Here is a 22,953-nt window from a genome sequence, read left to right as displayed (position 1 = left end):
CCATGCGCCGCGCGACCGGGTGCCGGTGTCCATTACTGTCGTCGACGTGACCGATCGCACCCTAGTACTGATCAAGCCAGACGGAGTTGCCCGGCGTTACGTAGGAGAGATCCTCGGCCGCGTGGAGAAGAAGGGTCTGAGCATCGTCGCCCTCGAGCTCAAGACCGTCTCTCGCGACGTGGCCTCGGCTCACTACGCGGAGCACGAGAGCAAGCCGTTCTTCCCCGACCTTCTCGAGTTCATCACCTCCGGGCCCGTGGTGGCCGCGGTTCTCGAAGGCCCCCGTGCCATCGAAGCCTTCCGTCAGATCGCCGGCGGCACGGATCCGGTTGCCAAAGCAGTTCCCGGCACCATCCGAGGTGACCTGGCCCTCGACGGTCAGCAGAACCTGGTACACGGATCCGATTCGGTGGAATCCGCAGAGCGCGAGATCGCCCTGTGGTTCCCCGATCTGACCGCCTCCTAGAAGCCCGTCGCAGAGCACTTCCGCAGTCACGCCGCACCCGCTCGACGTCCGATCGGTGCGGCGTGGCTCGTACGGATCATCGCGTGTGGGATACTCGACGGAGATCGACCCCACAGCACTTGTACGTTCACACGCTCCACCTCTGTTCAGCTCCACCGAAGTTCGCTAGAGAAAAAGTGCTCGTGGGATCGATCGGATGACTGTCGTCGACCCGCTGCCCGTCATCGCAGAGTCGCGAACGAGAGACAGGCTCGTTCGCGTTCATGCTTGATGATCAGGCGCTCGGATCGCCGAGACACCACCATCCAGCCAGGCACTGCACACGCCGTCGTCGGCCACCGAGATTCACGAGGTGGCTCACACGATTTGTGGAGAGCGAGACCGAACAGCTGACGTCCAACCCGACGTGAGTACACAAGGATTGCCCTCGCGTGGCCGCGTCACACCCGATTTCGGATGAACGCGCCCGGGGGCCCGAGGAGACTACGTGGCCGATCAAAGCCCGCCCGAAGATGTACAGAGCACGAACGCAGGAAATCCGGAGGACACCGACGCGGTGTCGTCCGCGAAATCCGACGCGGTTTCCGTGCAACCCGACACCATCGAATTGCCGACCAGGCTGCGTGTGCATGCACTGGCGAAAATTCTGGGCGTGACCAGCAAGCAGTTGCTCGTCACTCTCGGTGAGCTCGGCATCGAAGCCCGCAGCGCGCAGTCGAGTCTGAGCCGAGACGTTGCCGAGTCGGTGCGCGATTCGGTGAACGGGCCGACCGCACCCGCCCCCGATGCCTCCGCAGCGGAGTCGCCGGCACCGGATGCGTCGACAGACCAGCAGCCCGGGCCCGCATCGGTAGAGGTGCCGGCCGAGACGGCTCCCTCGGTAGAGGTCCCCGCTGCCGAGGCAACGCTGTTCACCAGTGCGCCCACGGCCGAGCCCGAGGCCGCCCAACCCACGGCCACGACCTTCGCGACGCCGGTGTTCCTGCAGCCGGCAGCGGCAGAGCCCGCAGCAGAATCGGCGGATGCTCCGTCCGAGGCCCCCGCACGGCGTCGACGTAGTCGCAAGGCCGCACCCAAGGACGAGGCACCGTCCGACAACAACGCTGCGTCCGACAAGGCCGCGGACGAGCCCGCGAACGGCGAGTCGCCCGTCGCCGAGAACGTCTCGACGGTCGCCTCCGACACCGCCGCGCAGGACACCGCTGTGTCCGGTGCTCCCGTGTCCGAGTCCGGTGCATCGGATGCGTCGTCCGACGAGTCCGGGGCTTCCTCGGCAGCGGACGGCTCGGGAGACGACGACGACCAGTCTCAGCCCCGTCGCCGTCGGCGCGGTCGCCGCGGTCGTGGGCGTGGACGCGGAGAGCAGTCGTCCGACGACAACTCGACCGACGAGAACTCGACCGACGAGGATTCGGACGACACCGACTCCGAGACGGACAGCGGCACGTCCGCCTCTTCGGCAGACGGCGAGTCCACCGGGGCGGACGCAACCGACGATTCCGATGCGGACGAGACCTCCGGCGACGACCAGCCCTCGAGTTCGGGACGGCGTTCGCGTCGATCGCGGTCACGCGGCCGCGGGTCCGATCGGCAGAACTCCACGACCGACGCCACCGCCGACGGGTCGGACAACCAGGGTGAGGACAGTGACGACGAGTCCGAGTCCGGCGCTCAGGACAACTTCGGCGACTCCGACAACGGTGATTCCGACAACGGTGATTCGGACGGAGACGGCTCGAGCCGTCGTCGTCGGCGCCGCCGCCGTCGTAAGACCGGAGCCGAGGCCGCGGCAGAAGCAGCTGCCTCGTCCGAGGACGACCCGCCCAACACCGTCGTGCACGAACGCGAGCCGCGCAACAAGAGCCGCGCACCGCGCGACGAGGTGCAGGGCATCTCCGGTTCGACTCGGCTCGAGGCCAAGCGGCAGCGTCGCCGTGACGGCCGCGATGCCGGGCGACGTCGTCCGCCGATTCTGACCGAATCGGAATTCCTCGCTCGTCGCGAGTCGGTGGACCGCGTGATGGTCGTTCGCGAGAAGGCCACCCCGGACCATCCGTTGACCACGCAGGTCGCCGTGCTCGAAGACGGCGTTCTGGTGGAGCACTTCGTGACCAGTAGCGCCACCGCCTCGATGGTCGGCAACGTCTATCTCGGCCGCGTGCAGAACGTCCTGCCCAGTATGGAAGCAGCGTTCATCGACATCGGACGTGGTCGTAACGGTGTGCTGTACGCAGGCGAGGTCAATTGGGACGCTGCCGGTCTCGGCGGAAGCGCGCGCAAGATCGAGCAGGCCCTCAAGCCGGGCGATCAGGTTCTGGTGCAGGTCAGCAAGGACCCGGTGGGCCACAAGGGCGCTCGCTTGACGACGCAGCTGTCGTTGGCCGGACGCTTCCTCGTCTACGTTCCCGGTGGCAGTTCCACCGGCATCAGCCGCAAGCTGCCCGACACCGAGCGCAAGCGACTCAAGGAAATTCTGCGCGACATCGTTCCCCCCGAGGCCGGCGTCATCATCAGGACCGCAGCCGAGGGCGTCAGCGAGGAAGAACTCGCGCGTGACGTGACGCGGCTGCAGGCCCAGTGGGCCAGCATCGAAGAGCGGTCCGCGAACGCCGAAACAGGCAAGGGCGTGCAGCCGCAGACGTTGTACGAAGAGCCCGACATGCTGGTGAAGGTCATTCGCGACCTCTTCAACGAGGACTTCTCGAAGCTCGTCATCGAGGGTGACAAGGCGTGGACGACCACGTCGAACTACGTGGAAACCGTGGCTCCGGACATGATGGAGCGCCTGCAGCGATACGAGGCCAACGGCAGCTCCGTGGACGTGTTCGCAGCTCACCGCATCGACGAACAGCTGGCCAAGGCCCTCGATCGCAAGGTGTGGTTGCCCTCGGGCGGCACGCTGGTGATCGATCGCACCGAGGCGATGACGGTCGTCGACGTCAACACCGGAAAGTTCACCGGCTCCGGCGGCAACCTGGAAGAGACCGTCACCCGCAACAACATCGAGGCGGCCGAGGAAGTCGTTCGGCAGATGCGTCTGCGCGACATCGGCGGCATGATCGTCGTCGACTTCATCGACATGGTGCTGGAATCGAACCGCGATCTGGTGCTACGCCGCCTGACCGAGGCGTTGGGCCGTGATCGGACCCGTCATCAGGTGTCGGAGGTGACCTCGCTCGGTCTGGTGCAGATGACGCGCAAGAAGCTCGGCACGGGGTTGGTCGAGGCCTTCTCCACCACGTGCGAGCACTGCCAGGGTCGCGGAATCATCGTGCATCCGTTCCCCATCGACGCCAAGCCGGACTCCGACGGTGGACGCCCGAGCTCGTCACGTTCGGACTCGAACGGTTCGGGCAACGGCAGCAGGCGTCGACGCGGCAAGGACGCCAAGTCCGATGGAAACGATCGGTCCGACAACACCGAGCGGTCGACGCCGAACGGACAGTCGGGCACGACGGACGGGACCGACCACCCGGTGGTCGACCCGTCGATCAAGCGGGCACACCCCGTGGCCCTGGCGATGGCAGCGCACCACGACGACGTGGTCGCCGATGTCAGCCCCGCAGAGGTCTCGCAGGCACCGTCCGGCACCGCCGGCGACAAGGACGAGTCGGTCACCGTGGTCTCGGCGGAGGACGTGGCTGTCGCGGCAGCGGCGAACGAGGACGCGGACGTTGCGCAAGCAACCGTGGACAGCGCGCAGGCTCACGAGCCGGTGCCGGCTGCAGAATCCGTCGGCGACGGCGGTTCCGCGGATACCGGGGCGACGCAGTCCTCCGACGACACCCCCGCCCAGCCGGAGCCGGTGGTGGCCACCCCACGACGGGGCCGACGGGTGGCTCGGAAGGCCGCCGCGCCGACCAGTGCTGCGCCGGATGCCGGTGTGCTGATGGTGGTTTCGGCCACGGCAGACGCCGACGATGGTGCCGACGCAGGTTCGGGTAGCGGTGACACGGTGGCCGATTCAGCGCCGCTGACAGCGGCGGCGGAGCAGCCTGTCGAGCAGGTGGACGTGCCGACCGCACGTCCGCGCAGGAGACGGGCAGCGGCACGTCCGGCAGGCCCGCCGGTGGACATCGATGTGTAGGGGTCGAGGCGGTTTGACCCTGGCCGTCTCTCTGCCGTAACCTTGATAAGTCGCTCCCGGTGACACTGTCTTGTTGTGCCTAGCGGTCCTGCAAGTGGAAACAGTTCTCGAGTGGTTCGGATGCAGTTCGGTCCGGATCGGCCGAATGGGAGCAAGCAAACACGTTTTACCAGACCAGTCGCGGTGCCATGCGCAACGCGAGCAAGTTCGAAGAAGCAAGGGGTAGCCCTCCGATGGCAACGTACGCGATCGTCAAGACCGGCGGAAAGCAGTACAAGGTCGCTGTTGGTGACCTCGTCAAGGTCGAGAAGATCGAGGGAGCGCCCGGCACTGCTGTCTCGCTTGCTCCGGTCCTCGTCGTAGACGGATCCGACCTGACCACAGATGCAGACAAGCTGGCAAAGATCTCGGTCGCCAGTGAGATCGTCGAGCACACCAAGGGCCCGAAGATCCGCATCCACAAGTTCAAGAACAAGACCGGATACCACAAGCGTCAGGGACACAGGCAGAAGCTGACTGTCCTCAAGGTCACCGGCATCAAGTAACCAGGTCTTACCGGACCCGAGTTCTTTTCAGCTGATTCACCCCGAGGAGGGTATGCAACATGGCACATAAGAAGGGTGCATCAAGCTCCCGTAACGGTCGCGACTCGAACGCACAGCGCCTCGGCGTCAAGCGTTTCGGCGGCCAGACCGTCGGCGCAGGCGAGATCCTGGTCCGCCAGCGCGGCACGCACTTCCACCCCGGCGTCAACGTCGGCCGTGGCGGCGACGACACCTTGTTCGCACTCGCTCCCGGCGCAGTCGAATTCGGTGCCAAGCGCGGACGCAAGACCGTGAACATCGTTCCGGTCACTGTAGAGGCCTAGTCCTTCTGCAGCTCGCGCTCACGATGACCGGCACGGCAGGCAACTGCCCGGGTCGGACGTCCACCGCGCACGTTCACAGCTCCCGATAGGGGCGGACCAGGGTCACGAGACCGGTCCGCCCCTATCGCTTTTTTCACCCCGTTTTTCTTCCAGAAAGGATCGAAGACAGCTATGTCACGATTCATCGACCGCGTGGTGCTGCACGTCAGCGCCGGCAAAGGTGGCAACGGCTGCTCTTCGGTTCACCGCGAGAAGTTCAAGCCTCTCGGCGGCCCGGACGGCGGCAACGGCGGTCAGGGTGGCGGAGTCATCTTCGTCGTCGACAGCAACGTCCACACATTGCTCGACTTCCACTTCTCCAGTCATGCGAAGGCCGGCAACGGAACTCAGGGCATGGGCGGAAACCGAGAAGGGGCCAACGGAGAGGACCTGATTCTCAAGGTCCCCGACGGCACCGTCGTGCTCGACAAGAAGGGCAACGTCCTCGCCGACATGATCGGTGAGGGAACGCGTTTCGACGCCGCTCCCGGCGGGCGCGGCGGGCTCGGCAACGCAGCACTGGCGTCCAAGGCTCGTCGAGCGCCCGGTTTCGCTCTGCTCGGCGAAGAGGGCATCGAACGCGAACTCGTCCTCGAACTCAAGTCCGTCGCCGACGTCGGCCTCGTCGGATTCCCGTCGGCCGGTAAGTCCTCGTTGGTTTCGGTTCTTTCCGCAGCGAAGCCGAAGATCGCCGACTACCCGTTCACCACACTGGTGCCCAACCTCGGTGTCGTCTCCAGTGGAGACACCACGTTCACCGTCGCCGACGTCCCCGGACTGATCCCCGGCGCGAGTCAGGGCCGCGGTCTCGGACTGGACTTTCTGCGTCACCTCGAGCGATGCGCTGTGCTCGCACACGTAGTCGATTGCGCGACACTGGATCCGGGCCGTGACCCGATCTCCGACGTCGACGCTCTCGAAGCGGAGCTGGCGGCCTACAAGCCGGCCCTGTCCGGTGATGCCAGCCTCGGTGATCTCGCCGACCGGCCCCGCATCGTCGTACTGAACAAGGCAGACATTCCCGAGGGTGCCGAGCTCGCCGAAATGGTCACCGCGGAATTCGAGTCTCGCGGCTGGCCGGTGTTCACCATCTCCGCAGTGACGCGCGCCGGTCTCAAGCCTCTGACGTTCGCGTTGGCGAAGCTCGTCGAGGATTACCGCACAGCGCACCCGGCACCGGAGCCGCGGCGTCAGGTGCTGCGTCCCGTCGCACGAAACGACGACAGCTTCAAGGTCGTCAAGGATCCGGACATCCCGGACGGCTTCATCGTGCGCGGTACCCGTCCGGAACGGTGGGTGCGCCAGACGCAGTTCACCAATGACGAGGCTGTCGGCTACCTCGCGGACCGCCTCGCGCGGCTCGGCGTCGAGGATGCACTGATCAAGGCGGGCGCTCAGCCGGGCGCGTCGGTCACCATCGGCGACGTGTCCTTCGATTGGGAACCGCAGACCCCGGCCGGTGTCGAGATCACGATGACCGGTCGCGGCACCGATGCTCGACTCGATCAGGTCGAGCGCATCGGTGCCTCCGAGCGCAAGCACGCCCGTCAGGTTCGCCGCGGGCTCGATACCGAACAGGAGTAGACGAGGTGTCGGTGCGTGAATCCGATTCGCCCGCAGAGGCTCTCACCGATACCCGTCGTACGATCGCCGACGCCAAGCGCATCGTGGTCAAGATCGGATCCTCGGCGCTCACCAGCCTCGATGCCGGTCTCGATCTGGCTCGACTGGACCTGTTGGCCGACGCCATCGAGTCGCGGATGCGTAGCGGCACCGACGTGGTCGTCGTCTCGTCGGGCGCGATCGGTGCAGGCATGGCACCACTCGGCCTCACCAGACGCCCGCGTGACCTCGCAACGAAGCAGGCTGCGGCGAGCGTAGGGCAGCTTGCTCTGGTCCACGCCTGGAGTTCGTCGTTCCACCGGTACGGCCGCACGGTCGGGCAGGTGTTGCTGACCGCCGAGGACATCGCGCGGCGAACCAATCACCGTAATGCGCAGCGCACCTTGGATCGGCTACGGTCGCTCGGCGCAGTAGCGATCGTCAACGAGAACGACACCGTGGCCACCGCCGAGATTCGGTTCGGTGACAACGATCGGTTGGCGGCACTCGTGGCACACCTCGTCGGTGCCGACGCGCTGTTCCTGCTCTCGGATGTGGACGGGCTGTACGACGGTGACCCGCGTAAGGGCTCGGCCACGTTGATCCCCGAGGTGACCAGCCCGGAGGATCTGGACGGCGTCGTCGCCGGGTCCGGGGGAGCGCTCGGTACCGGCGGTATGGCCTCCAAACTCTCTGCTGCGCGCCTGGCGGCCGACGCCGGGGTTCCGGTGCTGCTGGCCGCGGCATCCGATGCTGCTCACGCTCTGACGACATCCGTAGTGGGCACCGCCTTCGCGGCGCGCCCGACGCGGTTGTCGGCACGAAAGTTCTGGGTGCGGCATGCGGCCGACGCGGCAGGTGAGCTACACCTCGATGCCGGTGCCGTGCGAGCAGTCGTCGAGCGGCGCAGGTCGTTGTTGTCTGCGGGGATCACGGCCGTGTCCGGTTCTTTTCACGGCGGAGACGTCGTCTCTCTCGTCGATACCGACGGTGTACTGGTGGCCCGTGGGGTCGTCGCCTACGACTCCGGGGAGTTGTCCGGAATGCTCGGGCGGTCCACGGGGGAGTTGGCCGCGGAGCTACAGCGTCCGGTGGTTCACGCGGACGATCTCGTCCGCGCCTGATCGGACGCGTCGGCCAGCGCTGTCGCTGTTTCCGAACAGCCGGTATGCAGTGTGAGAGAGGCGAATTCGTCGCCACGGGTAGAACCCCGATTGACGATGACAACGGGCGTGCCGGTCTTGAACGCGTGTCTGACGAATCGCAGGCCCGACATCACGGTCAGCGAGGACCCCAGCACCAGCAGCGCGTCGCTGCGATCGACGAGGTCGAAGGCCTCGGCAACGCGCGGTTTGGGGACACTCTCGCCGAAATAGACGATGTCGGGTTTGAGTATGCCGGAACAGGATTCGCAATCGACCATCCGAAAATGCGCGGTGGACGAGATGATCGCGTCGGCGTCGGGTGCGATCTCGACGCCCTCGGCCGGAGCAACGGATTCGACGAAGCCGGGGTTGGCTCGATCCAAGCGTCTGGCCAACTCGAACCTCGACACCAACCGCTCGCAGTTCAGGCAGCGCACGCGGGCGTAGACACCGTGGAGATCGATGACGTTGCGGCTGCCGGCCTTGGTGTGCAGCATATCGACGTTCTGGGTGATGATGCCGGTGACGACTCCTGCGCGTTCGAGACGGGTCAGGGCTCGGTGGCCGTCGTTGGGCACTGCCGCGTCCATGTGTCGCCAACCCACGTGATTACGCGCCCAGTAGTGCCTTCTGAACTCGGCATCACCGATGAACTGCTGAAAAGTCATCGGATTGCGCGGTGGTGACTTCGGACCCCGATAGTCCGGAATTCCGGAGTCGGTCGACATGCCGGCACCGGTGAGCACTGCAACAGTTCTTCCGTCCAGCATCGAGAGCAATTGCCGATACGTTTCCGCGGGCGCGGTCGGAGCATTCACCTCGTCCAGGATAGCGAAGAGTCGTGTCACGCATCGACCGACAACGACGACACCGGGCCCGCACCGACGATGCGTCGGTGCGGGCCCGGTGTTGTGACGAAATGCGTTACGCAGGTACCTCGACGAGGGGGTACACGCCGTTTTCGTCGTGCGTCTCGTTGCCGACGACCGGCGGGTTGAACACACACAGCATGCGCATTGTCGTGCGCGGCTCCACGGTGTGACGCTCGTGCCCGTTGAGCAGGTACATCGACCCCGGTCCGAGCTCGTACGTCTGTCCGGTCTCGCGATCGGTCAGCGTTCCTTCACCCTCGATGAGCCACACCGCTTCGACGTGGTTCGCGTAGTGGAAGTTGTTCACCGTTCCGGGCTGGATGGTGGTCTCGTGGAACGAGAAGCCGACCTTGTCACCGCCCAGAATGATTCTCTTGCTGCGCCAGTTGCCGTCCTCGCTCGAGATGTCGCGGTCGGTTCCGGTGATTTCTTCGGTGGTGCGAACGATCATGCGATGTCTCCTTCGATGTCGGTGTGTGCTGGACGCTGCTAGGACAGAACTTTCGCCACTGCACTTTCGATGATGTCCAGGCCGCGGTCGAGCTCGTCGATCGTCGTGGTCAACGGGGGAAGAAGCTTGACGACCTCGTCCTTGGGGCCCGCGGTCTCGACGAGCAGACGCTCGTCGTAGCACAGCTGAGACACCTTGCCGGCCAACTCCGCGTCGTCGAACACCAGAGCCTGGACCATGCCGCGACCGCGAGTCGAGATGCCGTCGAACTTGGCGCACAACTTCATGAACCGATCCTGGATGTGCTCGCCCTTGGCGAGGGTTTCCTTCTCGAACTTGTCGTCGGACCAGTAGTGGTCGATGGCTGCCTTTGCCGTGACGAACGACGGGTTGAAGCCGCGGAAGGTGCCGTTGTGCTCACCCGGTGCCCAGACGTCCAGCTCGGGCTTGAACAGTGTCAGCGCCAGCGGCATGCCGTAGCCGCCGATGGACTTCGACAGGGTGACGATGTCCGGGGTGATGCCGGCTTCCTCGAACGAGAAGAACTGGCCGGTGCGGCCGCAGCCCATCTGCACGTCGTCGACGATCAGCAGAATTTCGCGTCGCGAGCACAGTTCGGCCAACGCGCGCAACCACTCCGGTCGTGCGACGTTGATTCCGCCCTCGCCCTGAATGGTCTCTACGATCACCGCGGCCGGTCGGTTGAATCCACTGCCCGAGTCGTCGAGAACGCGCTCGAACCACTGGAAGTCCTCGGTGACGCCGCCGAAGTAGTTGTCGTACGGCATCGGAGTGGTGTGCACCAATGGAATTCCGGCGCCAGCTCGCTTCATCGAGTTGCCGGTGACCGACAACGCGCCGAGTGTCATGCCGTGGAATGCGTTGGTGAAGTTGATGATCGCCTCGCGCCCGGTGACCTTGCGAGCGAGCTTGAGCGCTGCCTCGACGGTGTTGGTGCCCGTCGGACCGGGGAACTGAACCTTGTAGTCCAAGCCGCGGGGGTCGAGGATGTTCTTCTTGAACGACTCGAGGAACTCACGCTTGGCGACGGTGGACATGTCGAGTCCGTGCGTGATGCCATCGCTGGTGATGTAGTCCACCAACGCGCTCTTGATCATGTCGTTGTTGTGGCCGTAGTTGAGTGCGCCTGCGCCACCGAAGAAATCGAGGTAGTCGTTGCCGTTCTCGTCGGTGATGACCGAGTTCTTCGCTGTGGTGAATACGGCGGGCCACTGGCGACTGTAGCTACGCACGCCGGACTCGACGGTCTCGAATACGTCGGGCTTCTCTGTTGTCACTGTGTTCTTTTCGGTCATGTTCTGCTTGTTCCTTTCGTAATTCCGCGATGCGTCCGGGCCTACGGTGTAGAGCTCTTCTGCTTCGTGGCTATCAGGGAAATCGTTGGGCGCGAACAAATCCGACTTGACGATGTCGGTACCTCGCTTGCGTGCGAGGCTGGTGAAGGTTGCGATGGACGCTTCGTTGTCCGGGCTGATCGTGGTTTCGAGGTGCGTGATGCCCTGTGGCTCGAGGCGGTCGAGCAGCTCCATGAGCATGCGACCGGCAAGTCCCTTGCCGCGCTGGTCCGCATCCACGGCGACCTGCCACACGAACAGCGTTCGAGGGGCGTCCTGGCGGATGTATCCGGTGACGAAACCGACTGCGCGGCCGTCGATGTCGGACACGACGGTGGTGGCCGCGAAATCTCGGCACCACAACACGTACGAGTAGCTGGAGTTCAGATCCAGAACTCGTGAATCTCTTGCGATCTCCCAGAGCCGGACTCCGTCGGAGATCTGTGGCTTACGAAACTTCACTGCGTCCGGCGCAGTGAGCGGGGTACCTCTCAGCAATGCAGGCTTCATAGGAAATACGACCGTAACAAGGAGGCGGGAGCATATCGAGTGCGTCGGAGAATCGACGCCCGAATCGAACATGCTTTGCCTGGTTAACCGCCGATTGTGATGGTGCTCACATATTTCGGGATCGGCTGGCGGTACCCATCTGGCGCGTTTTCAAACTCGCATTCCGAGAAGGCCCTGGTTCGGCGATGCCAATGCGCCCTATTTGGGCGTTGCCAATGCGAAGGGGAGGATCGCATCCGCTCCCGCAGCCTGCAGTGCAGCGGTCGCACACGTGAACGTCCAACCGGTGTCGGTGAGCAGATCGACGAGCAGAATCGGCCCGTCTACGGACGATACGTCCGGAACCTCCCACGAGTCCACCAGGCCGGCAACTCGGAAGGCCGAATTTGCGGCCGATACCGGAGGATGTCCCGGTCTGACCTGCATCACTCCCAGGTTCTCCAGCTTCCCGACGGTTGCCAGGCGCTCGGCTACCGAGCGCACCAGCAGCGGGTGGGTGGGGGAGTCCAGGGCCAGCACGGCGGTCGGGCGGTCGGCCCAGTCCCAGTTGGCCAGCACCGAGATGCAGGCCTTCTCCAGCGCTTCGGTGACGGGAGCGTCGGGTGCATCCAGCAGGGCTCGCAAGCGTCCACCCCACCCGAGGTCGGTGAGGCGGCCGAGAACGCGACCCGGTCGGTGCGGGTTGCCGATCTTGCCCGAGAGCGATACACCGAGCTTTTTCATCCCACTGGGCCACTGCTTTCGGGGCTGGAGATCGAGTCCGGGGCGATCGAGCCGGGCCCTCGCAGAGTCGACCGACGTGGCATCGACCGCGGACGAGAGATGCTCGCCCGTGCAGTTGTCGCATCGGCCGCAACGGTCGGACTCGGTGCCGGGTGCGCCGAGATCGGGGTCGTCGAGCTGCCGACGAAGAAATTCCATCCGGCACCCATCGGTGCTCTGGTAGTCGAGCATCGCCTGCTGCTCACGGTCCCTGGCTTGCTCGAGGCGTTCGTAGCGGCTCGCGTCGTACGTCCACGACTCACCGGTGGCCATCCAACCGCCACGGACGCGTCTGACGGTCCCGTCGACGTCCAGGACCTTGAGCACCATCTCGAGCCTGCTGCGATTGAGCTCGAGCAGTGGCTCGAGAGCTTGGGTCGACTGAGCCTTGTCGGTATCGAGTGCCTCGATGACCTGTCGCACGAGATGTTCCCGCGGGAATGCGACGGAGGCGAAATAGCTCCAGATCTGCCGGTCCTCGTGGCCGGGGAGTAGTACGACGTCGGCGCGTTCGGTGGCGCGGCCGGCGCGACCGACCTGCTGGTAGTAGGAGATCGGCGAGGACGGTGCCCCCATGTGCACGACGAAGCCGAGGTCGGGTTTGTCGAACCCCATGCCGAGTGCGGAGGTCGCGACGAGCGCCTTGACCCGGTTTGCGAGTAGGTCGGCTTCGAGTGATTCGCGTTCGGTGGGGTCGGTCTGACCGGTGTACGACGCCACGACGTGGCCCTGGTCGGTGAGCAGCGCGGCGAGATCCTTGGCGGCCGACACCGTCAGCGTGTAAATGATTCCCGAGCCCGGCAGGGTCTTCAGGTGATCGCCGAGCCACGCTGCGCGCTCGGTGGCGTTCTCGATCCGCACCACCGACATCCGTAGTGAGTCCCGCGCGAGTCCGCCGCGCAGGACCAGGGTGTCTCCGCCGCCGACACCGAGTTGGGCGGCGACGTCGTCGACCACCCGGTCGTTCGCTGTCGCCGTGGTGGCCAGCACGGGTATGCCGTCGCGCAGTTCGGCGATGAGGGTGCGGATCCGCCGGTAGTCGGGCCGGAAATCATGTCCCCAATCGGAGACGCAGTGGGCCTCGTCGACCACGACCAGGCCGGCGTCACCGGCCAACGACGGCAGCACCTGGTCGCGGAAGTCGGGATTGTTCAGGCGCTCCGGGCTGACCAACAGCACGTCGAGCTCGCCCGAGTTCACCTGTTGATGGATCTCGTCCCACTCGGTCATGTTGCCCGAGTTGATGGTCGCCGCCCGCACCCCGGCGCGCTGCGCAGAGGCGACCTGGTTTCGCATCAACGCCAGCAGTGGCGACACGATGACCGTCGGTCCCAGACCCTGGGCGCGAAGTAGCTTCGCGGCGATGAAGTAGACAGCCGACTTACCCCAACCGGTCCGCTGGACCACCAGCGCCCGCCGACGGTGCACGACCAGCGCTTCTATTGCCGTCCACTGGTCCTCGCGCAACACCGCATCGGGGCCGGCGAGCTCACGCAGCAGCCTTTCGGCGTCTTCGCGCAAGTTGCCTGCGGTCGCGTGCGTCGCTGTCGTCATACTGTTCATCGTGCAGCATCGGTACGACAGAGAGCAGAGCCGGCGGTGAGCGACCTGGCATCGCACCGCAATCTCGCGGTCTTGGCAACGGTATTCGTCGGCGGCGCGGCAGGTACTGCTGCTCGTTACGCGATCGAGGAACGTCTCCCACACACGACGTCGCAGTGGCCTCTCGCCACGTTCGGAATCAACATCGTCGGTGCATTCGTGCTGGGGTTGCTGCTCGAGTCGCTGCTGCGCAGTGGTCCCGATACGGGTGCGCGGCGTCGGCTCCGGTTGCTCGGCGGTTCGGGGTTCTGCGGCGCGTTCACCACGTACAGCACCTTCGCCCTCGAAACGGTCGAGGGTGTTCGGAGCGGGTTCACCGGACTGGCGTCGGCATACGCCGTCGTCAGTGTGGTGTTGGGAGTTGTGGCGGCCGGAGCCGGAATCATGTTCGCCAACAGAGTGATCCGATGATCGCGGCCCTGGTGATCCTGGCCGGCGCGCTCGGGTCGGTCGCGCGATTCTTCGTCGATGCGGAGGTGAAGTCACGGCTGAGCTCGCGCACGAGCTTCCCGTGGGCAACCGTCGGTATCAACATCTCGGGCTCGTTCTTGCTCGGGTTGCTGGCCGGCTGGGTGATGCTGCGCGCCGGCTCCACCGATGCGCAGGCAGTTCTCGGAACCGGGTTCTGTGGGGGCTACACCACCTTCAGTACCTCGACCGTGGACACCGTGCGGTTACTGCAGCAGGGCCGTCGGGTCGACGCCGCCGTCAACGCGATCGGCACATTGGTGGCGTCCGTACTCGCGTGCGGTGGCGGTCTGGCGCTCGCCTCGGCTCTGTAGTCGAGGCGGGCGCCACACTTCAGGCTTGGCTGACGCGCACCATGTTTCCGGCCGGGTCACGGAACGCGGCATCGCGGGCACCCCAGGGCTGACTCGTCGGCTCCTGCAGTATCTCGCCCGTACCCGCCGCGCGGATCCGCTCGAACGCGGCATCGAGGTCGTCGGCGCGGAACAGTAGTCCCGGCAACTCGCCCTTGGCCAGCAGCGCGGCGAGCTGATCGCCCAGTTCCCGAGAACGGCCCGCGTGCGGCTGCGACAGCACGACCTCGATCTCGGGTTGTTCGCTGGTGGACAGTGTGATCCAGCGGTAGCCGTCGTTGGCCACCTCGCTCTTGACCTCGAGTCCGAGAGCGTCTCGGTAGAACGCAACCGAGGCATCGGGGTCGTCGGTGTAGACGTGAACGTGGCTCAGTGAAAGTGTCATGGATGGAGGCTAGGACGCCCCGCCCGCAGATGCTTCTTCGATTCTGCTCGGCTCGGTCACCGCCGCCGTCGGGGATGTGGGCCCTCGCATCGGGCGTCCGAGAACCATCGCGGTGCAGCTGGGTACGGCATGGCTGCCACGATGATCGCGGGCGCGGTAGGCGCTCGGTGTCTCGCCCACGATCTCGGTGAATCTCGAGCTGAACGACCCGAGGCTGGTACAGCCGACGGCGAAGCACGCCTCGGTGACCGTGACGTCTCCGCGTCGCAGCAGCGCTTTGGCGCGCTCGATCCGTCGTGTCATCAGATGCGCGTACGGCGTCTCGCCGTAGGCCTCCCGAAACCGGCGACTGAAATGTGCAGTGGACATCAGCGCGGTTCTGGCGAGTGACGGGACGTCGAGCGGTTGCGCGAAATCGCGATCCATTCGATCGCGTGCGCGGCGCAGCAGGCGGAGCTCAGTCGGGTCGTACGCACTCATCGCGCGTCCGCACCGCGGAGGGATTCGATCTGGGCCCTCGTTCCCGAGGACGCGCTCGCGCCGGCTCCCGTCGCAGCGAAAGCACCTGCGGCGACGGCCCATTCGATGGCAGCGCGGGGTCCGCTCGACCAGGATGCCGCGAGTGCTCCGGCGAATGCGTCACCCGCTCCGGTGGTGTCGACCGCCTCGACCTTCGGCGCGGGTACCTCGAACGATTCCGAGCCGCGATATCTCGCGCCTCGTGCGCCCAGCGTGGTGACCACATGTTCTATGTTCTTCACTCGACTCCCGATGCGCGCTTCCTCGGCCTCGTTGACCACCAGGACGTCGGTGGCCGCAACGAGAGCGTCGGGCAGATCCTGGACGGGGGACGGGTTGAGCATCGTCACGACGGCGCGGGAGTGTGCGTACTCGAACGCGGCGAGTACGGTCTCGAGGGGAATCTCCAACTGACACAGCAGGATATCGGCCTCGTCGATGATTGCCAGGTCGTCGTCGGTGAGCTCGTGTACACCGCCGTTGGCTCCGGCCACGACCACGATGCTGTTCTCGGCTCGGTCGTCGACGGTGATGGCGGCGATTCCGGACGCTCCTGCTGCGGTTCGCAGAGCATGGTCGTCGACGCCTGCGCTGGTGAGGGTGTGCCGCAGTGTCGGCCCGAATTCGTCGTCCCCGACCGCCCCGACGAAGCTCACGCGAGCTCCCGACTTCGACGCCGCGATCGCCTGGTTGGCACCTTTGCCGCCGGGTGCGGTGTCGAACGAGGTCCCCAACACGGTTTCGCCCGGTTCGGGCAGGGCGGGGGTCCGAGTGATCAGGTCCATGTTGATGCTGCCCAGTACGACGATGCGCGGGCTGCTCGAGCGGGGGTTCGATGCGGACACGACCGAACCCTATCGCCCTCGGCTCGACCGAACGGGTCGATCCCGCCCCGAATGCATAATTGCAGATTGTTGACAATCCGGAATCGGTGGGTGACGATGGCGTCCATGACAGCGTCGACTCGCACCCACCTCAGCCCCGCACTCAAGCAGGCGACCCCGATTGTCGTCGACCACGGAAAGGGCAGCTGGATCATCGGGACCGACGGGCGCAAGTACCTCGACTTCACGACCGGCATCGGCGTCACCAGCACCGGTCATTGCCACCCCCGCGTGGTCGAGGCAGCTCGCGAACAGGTGGGCAAGATCATCCACGCCCAGTACACGACCGTCATGCATCAACCCCTGCTCGCGCTGACGGACAAGCTCGGAGAGGTGTTGCCTGCCGGGTTGGACAGTGTGTTCTACGCGAACTCGGGATCCGAGGCGGTCGAGGCGTCGATCCGATTGGCGCGCATGGCAACCGGTCGACCGAACATCGTTGCATTCCACGGCGGCTTCCACGGGCGAACGGTGGCGGCTGCATCGCTCACCACGGCGGGAACCAAGTTCCGATCGGGATTCTCGCCGATCATGGGTGGGGTGCACATCGCACCGTTTCCGTATGCATTTCGGTACGGATGGGACATGGACACCGCAGTCGCCTTCGCGCTGAAGGAACTCGACTACCTGTTGATGACGATGTCCAGCCCCGCCGACACGGCTGCGTTCATCATCGAGCCGGTGCTGGGCGACGGCGGGTACCTGCCCACGCCCCCTGCATTCCTCGAGGGCTTGCGCGAACGCGCCGACACCCACGGCATCGTCCTGATCGTCGACGAGGTGCAGGCCGGAGTCGGACGCACCGGAACGTTCTGGGGCCATCAGCACTCGTCGATCACTCCCGACATCCTCATCACCGCTAAAGGACTCGCCAGCGGGTTCCCGATCTCGGCGATAGCCGCATCGGCAGAGCTGATGGGCAAGGCATGGCCGGGGTCGCAAGGCGGAACCTACGGCGGCAACGCCGTCGCTGCTGCGGCGGGAGTCGCTACCCTCGACGTCGTGCGCGAGGAAGGGCTGGTCGACAACGCGGCAGCGCAGGGCCGAGTTCTCCTCGACGGCCTTCTCGCGCTGAAGGAACAGCACCCGGCCATCGGTGATGCTCGAGGACTCGGATTGATGCAGGCGCTCGAATTCGTCGACAGCTCGGGCAATCCCGACGCCGCCGCTGCTCTGCGGGTGCAACAGGGTGCCATCGACGAAGGGCTGCTGTTGCTCACCTGCGGTGCGCTCGGCAACGTGGTTCGTATCATCCCCGCACTGATCGTGAGCGACGACGAGATGACGTTCGGACTCGACGCGTTGTCGCGGACATTGAAGAACGTGCTGTGACAGCAGCCCCTGTTCGGTCCGAGGTGCCCGCACTCGTACAGCGAGTGCGAAGACTGGGCATCGACGTCGACGATTCGTCCCGACGGTTGGCCGAATACTCCTACGACGCGTCGAACTACCGAGTCCCGCCGGCCGCTGTCGTCTTTCCGCGCAGCGCCGACGAAGTGGCTACGGTCGTGTCGCTGTGTGCCGCCGCCGACGTTGTCGTCATCGGGCGTGGCGGCGGTACCTCCATGGCGGGCAACGCAATCGGCCGTGGGATCGTCCTCGACTTCTCGCGCCACATGAACCGGGTGCTCTCGGTCGACACCGAGTCCAGGACTGCCGTCGTCGAGCCCGGAATCGTCATCTCGGAGTTGCAACGTCAGCTGGTGACGCGGACCGACGGTGCCTTCACCTTTGCGCCCGATCCGTCCAGCAAGACCCGCGCGACGGTGGGCGGAGCCGTCGGCAACGACGCGTGCGGTAACCACTCCGTGCGGTACGGACGCACCGCCGACCACACGGTGGCCATGGACGTGGTGACCGCCGACGGATACCTGCTGCGAGTCACCCGCAGTGGTGTGCAGGCGCTGCGAACCCAGGACTCGGCGGCTGTCGCTGCAGCCGAACGTATCTCGAACGAGCTGCGCTCGCTGGTGTCGGACAATCTGGCCCTTCTACGGGTCGAGTTGGGTCGCATCCCGCGTCAGGTATCGGGATTCCACCTCTCGCATCTGTTGCCGGAGAACGGTTTCGACGTTGCCCGGGCCCTCGTCGGAAGCGAAGGTGCCTGCGCGGTGATCGTGTCGGTGACCGTCGCCGTCGTGCCCGTACCCCCAGCCGCACTGCTGCTGTGTCTCGGATACGACGACGTGGTGGCCGCCGCGGCGGACGTGACGACCATTCTCGAGTTCTCACCCGCCGCCGTCGAAGGAATCGACGACAACATCGCCGGCACGATGGAGTATCGCCGCGGACCGGACTCGGTACGAGGGCTCCCTGCAGGAAATGCCTGGTTGTACGTCGACCTCGACGGGGCCGACGCGACAGAGGTGCAGGACAAGGCATCTCGGTTGCTCGAGGCTCTCGGTCGGCTCGGGCGCGTCAAAGAGGGTCGTATCGTGACCGATGCGGCCGATCGCGCAGCGTTGTGGCGGGTGCGCGAGGACGGTGCCGGTTTGGCGACGCGCCTGGCGAGTGGAGTCGAGTCCTGGGGCGGTTGGGAAGACGCCGCCGTGGCACCGGAAAACCTGTCGGCGTATCTCGCGGACCTGAATTCGCTACTGGCCGAACACAATCTGACCGGAGTGATGTACGGCCACTTCGGTGCCGGCTGCATGCACGTACGGATCACCTTCGACCAACGCACCGACGCCGGACGACGAGTGATGTACGACTTCCTGCGCGCTGCCGCACGCGTCGTCGTCAAGCACGGCGGCAGTCTTTCGGGCGAGCACGGTGACGGCCGCGCACGCTCGGAGCTGTTGCCGGTCATGTATTCCCCTCGCATGCTCGACGCCTTCTCCCGGTTCAAGCGCATCTGGGACCCCGCGGGAATCCTGAACCCCGGATCCATCACCGACCCCGAACCCCTGATGGACAACCTGATGCTTCAAGGCATCCCGGCCCGGGAGTGGAAGACCAGCTTCGATCTGCACCAGATAGGGTCGCGACCCGATCTGGACCCGTTCGTCCATGCCACCCAATCCTGTGTGGGCGTGGGGAAATGTCGAACGACAACCGGTGGCGTCATGTGCCCGAGCTACCGTGCGACGGGTGACGAGAAGGATTCGACGCGGGGCCGGGCGCGGGTGCTGCAGGAGATGGTGCGCAGTTCTCCGACGGTGGCCGACGGATGGGCATCGAAGGACGTTGCGGAGTCGCTCGATCTCTGCCTGTCGTGCAAGGCCTGCTCCTCGGACTGTCCCGTCGGCGTCGACATGGCCACGTACAAATCGGAGTTCCTCGACCATCACTACGCGAGGCGGCTGCGGCCGCTGTCGCACTACTCGCTCGGGTGGTTGCCTCGATGGCTCGCGGTGACGAAGCGAAGGGCACCGCTGCTCAATCGTCTGCTGACACCCCGGGTGTCGGCAGTGGCGGCACGTCTGGGTGGGCTGACCACCGAACGCGCATTGCCTCGGTTCGCGTCGTCGAAGGAACTGGCCGATGCCGTCCGAGTCGGCGGTGGCCGCGACGCCGATGTGGTGCTCGTCGTCGACACGTTCACACAAGGTTTTCGCCCCGAGGTCGCGGGTGCGGCACAACGCGTTCTCGAAGACTCCGGACGCACCACCGAATGCCGAACGGATGTGTGTTGCGGTTTGACGTGGATTTCGACGGGTCAGCTGAAGTCCGCTCGCAAGCAGCTGACGAAAGCCGTTGCGGCGCTGGACGACGGTACCGACAGGCCGATCGTCGTGACCGAACCGAGCTGTGCGGCCGCGTTCCGTAAGGACATGCCCGAACTGGTCCCCACGGACGCGGCGAGGAGGGTCGCGGCACGCGTCCAGAGCTTCGCGGGAGCGGTGATCGATCAGGCAAGCGCGGGCTGGCAGCCCTCGGGCGACATGCCGGCTGCGGTCACGGTGCAGACTCACTGCCACGAGTACGCCGTCTTCGGCGATGCAACGCAGCGCCGAGCCCTCGCCGCCGTGGGCATCGAGTCGGTACGTGAGGCCACCGGATGTTGCGGTGTAGCAGGTAATTTCGGTTTCGAGAGTCGGCATTACGAGCTCAGCATGGATGTCGCCGAGCAGGCTCTCGCGCCCGCGTTGCGGGCCACCGAACCCGACACTCCTGTTCTGACCGACGGATTCAGCTGTCACATGCAGGTGCGCCAACTGACCGGTGACTCGGGCGACGATGCATCCGTACACCTGGCACAGATACTCGATCCACGTTCGACGAAAGGACCGCGGCCATGACCGCCAGCTCGACCACCAGCCTCACGCGTCCGCGCATCACCTCTCCCACAGACTGTTTCATCGGTGGTGAGTGGGTGCCGTCGGTATCGGACGCCCGATTCGATGTCGTGGACCCGGCCACAGGCGAGGTCATCGCCACGGTTGCGGACGGCGGTATCGCGGACGCAGAGAAAGCGCTCGCTGCAGCCGTCGACTCCGCGGCGGAGTGGGCGGCCACCGCACCGCGAGTGCGAAGCGACATACTGCGGACGGCATACGAGATGATCATGGCCCGCTCGGAGGAGCTCGCTGCGATCATCACCGCCGAGATGGGTAAACCGCTCGCCGACGCGCGCGGCGAGGTGGCGTACGGAGCCGAGTTCTTTCGCTGGTTCTCCGAGGAAGCGGTACGCATTTCGGGTGATCACACCCTGACCGGAGACGGGAAGAACCGCATCGTGGTCACCCGCGCGCCGGTCGGGCCCTGCATTCTCGTCACGCCGTGGAACTTCCCGCTGGCCATGGGAACTCGCAAGATCGGGCCTGCCCTTGCGGCAGGCTGCACCGTCGTGTTCAAGCCCGCCGAGCAGACGCCGCTGACGGCACTTGCGCTGGTGCAGATTCTCCACGAGGCGGGGGTGCCTGCGGGCGTCGTCAACATCGTGCCGACCACCGATGCGTCGGGTGTCGTGGGGTCGTGGATGAGCAGCGGCGCTGCCCGCAAGATCAGCTTCACAGGATCCACGGCAGTGGGCAAGATTCTGCTCGAACAAGCGGCGGCGACGGTGATGCGGACGTCGATGGAGCTGGGCGGGAATGCACCCTTCGTGGTCATGGACGATGCAGATCTCGACCGCGCCGTCGACGGAGCCATGGTTGCCAAGATGCGCAACGTGGGCGAAGCATGTACCGCAGCGAACCGGTTCTTCGTTCACCGCAGTGTGGCACAACGCTTTTCGGATGCTTTGGCCGACCGAATGGGCGCGCTGAGGGTGGGCGCGGGCGCTTCTCACGGGACCGAGGTGGGGCCGCTGATCGACGACGCAGGCCGGGGCAAGGTCCAGGCTCTGGTCGACGATGCTCTCGCGCGCGGTGCCCGCGCCGTCGTCGGTGGTGCGGCCCCGGACGGGCCGGGCTACTTCTACCCACCGACCGTCCTGACCGATGTCGATACCGAATCGGATCTGATGTCCCAGGAAATATTCGGACCGGTGGCCGCCATCGTTCCCTTCGACACCGAGGACGAGGTCGTCGCGCTGGCCAACGACACCGAATGGGGACTGGTCGGATACGTGTTCACCCAGGACATCGATCGGGCTCTGCGAATGGGGGAGCGCCTAGAGGTGGGCATGGTGGGGCTCAACACCGGGTTGGTGTCGAATCCGGCAGCCCCGTTCGGTGGTGTCAAACAATCGGGACTCGGCCGCGAGGGCGGGAAAGTCGGAATAGACGAGTTTCTGGAGTACAAATACTTCGCGATTCCCCGCAGCTGAGGAAGGTTCTGATCATGCCCGGTTCGAGACGCCTGACACCGATCGACGCACGCAACACGTCGATGGTGATCGCGGATCAGATTCGCGATCGCATCATCGACGGGTCCTACGCGCCCGGAGAACAGATCAACGAGGCGAATGTCGCGGCGGAGCTGGAGATTTCACGTGGCCCCGTGCGAGAGGCGTTGCAGCGTCTGAATCAGGAGGGACTGCTCGTCAGCTACCGCAACCGCGGTGTGTTCGTCGTCGAGCTCAGCAGCGGCGACGTCGCCGAGATCTACCAGTCGCGTGCAGCGATCGAGGTCGGTGCGGCATGGACTCTGGTACATGGAGATCGTGCCCAGCTGATCAAGACCGCAGACGAACTCTCGGCCATCGTGATGCAGATGCAGCCTTTCATCGATCGGGCGGATTGGCGTGGCCTCGCCGAACGCGACCTTGCCTTTCACACTGCCCTGGTAGCGGCCACGAGAAACAGTCGGATGTCTCGTATGTACGCCACGCTGGCGGCCGAGGCACGCATTTGCATGGCAAATCTCGAAACTGCTTACTACCGTCCCGAAGCCCTGGTCGAGGAACATCAGCTGATCGTCGATCTGCTGCTGGGATCGGATTGGGATGCGCTCGAGAATGGCGTCCACGAACACATGGACACCGCCGTGCACGATCTGACGCGAGCCATGGTCGACGAGCAGGCCGAGCAATCCGTACTGGCCACACCCGGGTAGAGCCTTCGGGCGCAACACAGCTTTAACACGGCAGCCCTTGCTCCCCACCGGCACCTGCGGATAGCCTGATTGTCAACAATCTACTAAAAGACCTCCCGAAGGGGGTGCCCGTGAACGCCTCATCCGACGATGCCTACGTCACCG

At 65.3% G+C, this 22,953-nt stretch carries 19 protein-coding genes and 1 pseudogene; 12 read left to right on the top strand and 8 right to left on the bottom strand.

What is annotated here, in order from left to right; genetic code table 11:
• Positions 1 to 46 precede the first annotated feature (46 nt).
• The 6 genes from ndk (at position 47) to proB (ending at position 8,186) form a co-directional block, all read left to right on the top strand.
• Positions 47 to 466, top strand: a complete 420-nt coding sequence (gene ndk / locus VF34_RS09355) for a nucleoside-diphosphate kinase (protein ID WP_027497557.1) — start codon at positions 47 to 49, stop codon at positions 464 to 466.
• A gap of 487 nt (positions 467 to 953) precedes the next feature.
• Positions 954 to 4,553: a translation initiation factor IF-2 N-terminal domain-containing protein gene (locus VF34_RS09350; RefSeq protein ID WP_032399927.1), complete on the top strand. Its 3,600-nt coding sequence runs from the start codon at positions 954 to 956 to the stop codon at positions 4,551 to 4,553.
• A gap of 233 nt (positions 4,554 to 4,786) precedes the next feature.
• On the top strand, positions 4,787 to 5,098 hold the full coding sequence (gene rplU / locus VF34_RS09345) for a 50S ribosomal protein L21 (protein WP_027497555.1): 312 nt from the start codon (positions 4,787 to 4,789) through the stop codon (positions 5,096 to 5,098).
• 59 nt (positions 5,099 to 5,157) lie between these two features.
• A complete protein-coding gene (gene rpmA, locus VF34_RS09340) occupies positions 5,158 to 5,421 on the top strand; it encodes a 50S ribosomal protein L27 (RefSeq protein WP_027497554.1) in 264 nt (87 codons plus the stop codon).
• A 171-nt stretch (positions 5,422 to 5,592) separates the two neighbouring features.
• Positions 5,593 to 7,044, top strand: a complete 1,452-nt coding sequence (gene obgE, locus VF34_RS09335; protein ID WP_032368196.1) for a GTPase ObgE — start codon at positions 5,593 to 5,595, stop codon at positions 7,042 to 7,044.
• Positions 7,045 to 7,106: 62 nt separating this feature from the next.
• A complete protein-coding gene (proB, locus tag VF34_RS09330; RefSeq protein WP_371832571.1) occupies positions 7,107 to 8,186 on the top strand; it encodes a glutamate 5-kinase in 1,080 nt (359 codons plus the stop codon).
• Here the strand turns inward: proB and VF34_RS09325 are convergent.
• The 5 genes and pseudogenes from VF34_RS09325 to VF34_RS09310 all read right to left on the bottom strand — a co-directional run bounded on the left by VF34_RS09325 (position 8,159) and on the right by VF34_RS09310 (position 13,711).
• Complete coding sequence (locus tag VF34_RS09325) at positions 8,159 to 8,977, bottom strand: Sir2 family NAD-dependent protein deacetylase (RefSeq protein WP_032368456.1); 819 nt, start codon at positions 8,975 to 8,977, stop codon at positions 8,159 to 8,161. The two genes, proB and VF34_RS09325, sit on opposite strands and share 28 nt — an antisense overlap.
• 154 nt (positions 8,978 to 9,131) lie before the next feature.
• Positions 9,132 to 9,530, bottom strand: coding sequence for an ectoine synthase (locus VF34_RS09320; protein WP_027497550.1), 399 nt, complete (start codon positions 9,528 to 9,530; stop codon positions 9,132 to 9,134).
• Between the two features lie 38 nt (positions 9,531 to 9,568).
• The gene (gene ectB / locus VF34_RS09315) at positions 9,569 to 10,846 is read right to left on the bottom strand and encodes a diaminobutyrate--2-oxoglutarate transaminase (RefSeq protein WP_045841368.1); all 1,278 of its coding nucleotides are present in this window, start codon (positions 10,844 to 10,846) and stop codon (positions 9,569 to 9,571) included.
• 48 nt (positions 10,847 to 10,894) lie between these two features.
• Positions 10,895 to 11,395: pseudogene (gene ectA, locus VF34_RS25555) on the bottom strand (diaminobutyrate acetyltransferase); the annotation flags it as partial.
• Positions 11,396 to 11,593: 198 nt separating this feature from the next.
• On the bottom strand, positions 11,594 to 13,711 hold the full coding sequence (locus VF34_RS09310; RefSeq protein WP_032374438.1) for a RecQ family ATP-dependent DNA helicase: 2,118 nt from the start codon (positions 13,709 to 13,711) through the stop codon (positions 11,594 to 11,596).
• Positions 13,712 to 13,756: 45 nt separating this feature from the next.
• Between VF34_RS09310 and VF34_RS09305 the strand changes: the two genes are divergently transcribed.
• Together VF34_RS09305 and crcB are read left to right on the top strand one after the other, a co-directional pair.
• On the top strand, positions 13,757 to 14,170 hold the full coding sequence (locus tag VF34_RS09305) for a CrcB family protein (protein WP_045841269.1): 414 nt from the start codon (positions 13,757 to 13,759) through the stop codon (positions 14,168 to 14,170).
• Positions 14,167 to 14,541 carry a fluoride efflux transporter CrcB gene (gene crcB, locus VF34_RS09300; RefSeq protein WP_027497547.1) on the top strand — a complete coding sequence of 125 codons (375 nt, stop codon included), beginning with the start codon at positions 14,167 to 14,169 and terminating at the stop codon, positions 14,539 to 14,541. The genes VF34_RS09305 and crcB overlap by 4 nt, the downstream gene beginning before the upstream one ends.
• Before the next feature lie 19 nt (positions 14,542 to 14,560).
• Here crcB and VF34_RS09295 read toward each other — a convergent pair whose 3' ends face one another.
• From VF34_RS09295 to VF34_RS09285, 3 genes are read right to left on the bottom strand one after another with little or no spacing between them, the layout of a single operon-like run.
• A complete protein-coding gene (locus VF34_RS09295; RefSeq protein WP_027497546.1) occupies positions 14,561 to 14,965 on the bottom strand; it encodes a VOC family protein in 405 nt (134 codons plus the stop codon).
• 9 nt (positions 14,966 to 14,974) lie between these two features.
• Positions 14,975 to 15,445 (bottom strand): helix-turn-helix transcriptional regulator, encoded by a 471-nt coding sequence (locus tag VF34_RS09290; protein WP_032374437.1) that lies wholly within the window; start codon positions 15,443 to 15,445, stop codon positions 14,975 to 14,977.
• A complete protein-coding gene (locus tag VF34_RS09285) occupies positions 15,442 to 16,269 on the bottom strand; it encodes a ribokinase (RefSeq protein WP_045841367.1) in 828 nt (275 codons plus the stop codon). The genes VF34_RS09290 and VF34_RS09285 overlap by 4 nt, the downstream gene beginning before the upstream one ends.
• A gap of 165 nt (positions 16,270 to 16,434) precedes the next feature.
• On the opposite strand from VF34_RS09285, the gene VF34_RS09280 reads away from it, so the two are divergent.
• Genes VF34_RS09280 through VF34_RS09265 form a run of 4 tightly spaced genes read left to right on the top strand, consistent with a single transcriptional unit; the run spans position 16,435 to position 22,809 of the window.
• Positions 16,435 to 17,700 (top strand): aspartate aminotransferase family protein, encoded by a 1,266-nt coding sequence (locus VF34_RS09280; protein WP_032374571.1) that lies wholly within the window; start codon positions 16,435 to 16,437, stop codon positions 17,698 to 17,700.
• Positions 17,697 to 20,609 carry an FAD-binding and (Fe-S)-binding domain-containing protein gene (locus VF34_RS09275; protein WP_082079176.1) on the top strand — a complete coding sequence of 971 codons (2,913 nt, stop codon included), beginning with the start codon at positions 17,697 to 17,699 and terminating at the stop codon, positions 20,607 to 20,609. The genes VF34_RS09280 and VF34_RS09275 overlap by 4 nt, the downstream gene beginning before the upstream one ends.
• Positions 20,606 to 22,081: an NAD-dependent succinate-semialdehyde dehydrogenase gene (locus tag VF34_RS09270; RefSeq protein WP_045841268.1), complete on the top strand. Its 1,476-nt coding sequence runs from the start codon at positions 20,606 to 20,608 to the stop codon at positions 22,079 to 22,081. The genes VF34_RS09275 and VF34_RS09270 overlap by 4 nt, the downstream gene beginning before the upstream one ends.
• 14 nt (positions 22,082 to 22,095) lie before the next feature.
• Positions 22,096 to 22,809 carry a GntR family transcriptional regulator gene (locus VF34_RS09265; protein WP_230593412.1) on the top strand — a complete coding sequence of 238 codons (714 nt, stop codon included), beginning with the start codon at positions 22,096 to 22,098 and terminating at the stop codon, positions 22,807 to 22,809.
• Positions 22,810 to 22,953: the final 144 nt, after the last annotated feature.

The sequence above is a fragment of the Rhodococcus sp. PML026 genome, from assembly GCF_000963615.1.
Classification (GTDB): domain Bacteria; phylum Actinomycetota; class Actinomycetes; order Mycobacteriales; family Mycobacteriaceae; genus Rhodococcoides; species Rhodococcoides fascians.
Note: the sequence above shows the minus strand (reverse complement) of the source record. Positions and strands in the feature narration are given on the sequence as shown.

Excerpts from the sequence above, each read along its gene's own strand:
- rplU (WP_027497555.1), top strand. The coding sequence starts at position 4,787 with ATGGCAACGTACGCGATCGTCAAGACCGGCGGAAAGCAGTACAAGGTC.
- rpmA (WP_027497554.1), top strand. The coding sequence starts at position 5,158 with ATGGCACATAAGAAGGGTGCATCAAGCTCCCGTAACGGTCGCGACTCG.
- obgE (WP_032368196.1), top strand. The coding sequence starts at position 5,593 with ATGTCACGATTCATCGACCGCGTGGTGCTGCACGTCAGCGCCGGCAAA.
- VF34_RS09325 (WP_032368456.1), bottom strand. The coding sequence starts at position 8,977 with ATGCTGGACGGAAGAACTGTTGCAGTGCTCACCGGTGCCGGCATGTCG.
- VF34_RS09320 (WP_027497550.1), bottom strand. The coding sequence starts at position 9,530 with ATGATCGTTCGCACCACCGAAGAAATCACCGGAACCGACCGCGACATC.
- ectB (WP_045841368.1), bottom strand. The coding sequence starts at position 10,846 with ATGACCGAAAAGAACACAGTGACAACAGAGAAGCCCGACGTATTCGAG.
- VF34_RS09310 (WP_032374438.1), bottom strand. The coding sequence starts at position 13,711 with ATGACGACAGCGACGCACGCGACCGCAGGCAACTTGCGCGAAGACGCC.
- crcB (WP_027497547.1), top strand. The coding sequence starts at position 14,167 with ATGATCGCGGCCCTGGTGATCCTGGCCGGCGCGCTCGGGTCGGTCGCG.
- VF34_RS09295 (WP_027497546.1), bottom strand. The coding sequence starts at position 14,965 with ATGACACTTTCACTGAGCCACGTTCACGTCTACACCGACGACCCCGAT.
- VF34_RS09290 (WP_032374437.1), bottom strand. The coding sequence starts at position 15,445 with ATGAGTGCGTACGACCCGACTGAGCTCCGCCTGCTGCGCCGCGCACGC.
- VF34_RS09285 (WP_045841367.1), bottom strand. The coding sequence starts at position 16,269 with ATGGACCTGATCACTCGGACCCCCGCCCTGCCCGAACCGGGCGAAACC.
- VF34_RS09280 (WP_032374571.1), top strand. The coding sequence starts at position 16,435 with ATGACAGCGTCGACTCGCACCCACCTCAGCCCCGCACTCAAGCAGGCG.
- VF34_RS09270 (WP_045841268.1), top strand. The coding sequence starts at position 20,606 with ATGACCGCCAGCTCGACCACCAGCCTCACGCGTCCGCGCATCACCTCT.
- VF34_RS09265 (WP_230593412.1), top strand. The coding sequence starts at position 22,096 with ATGCCCGGTTCGAGACGCCTGACACCGATCGACGCACGCAACACGTCG.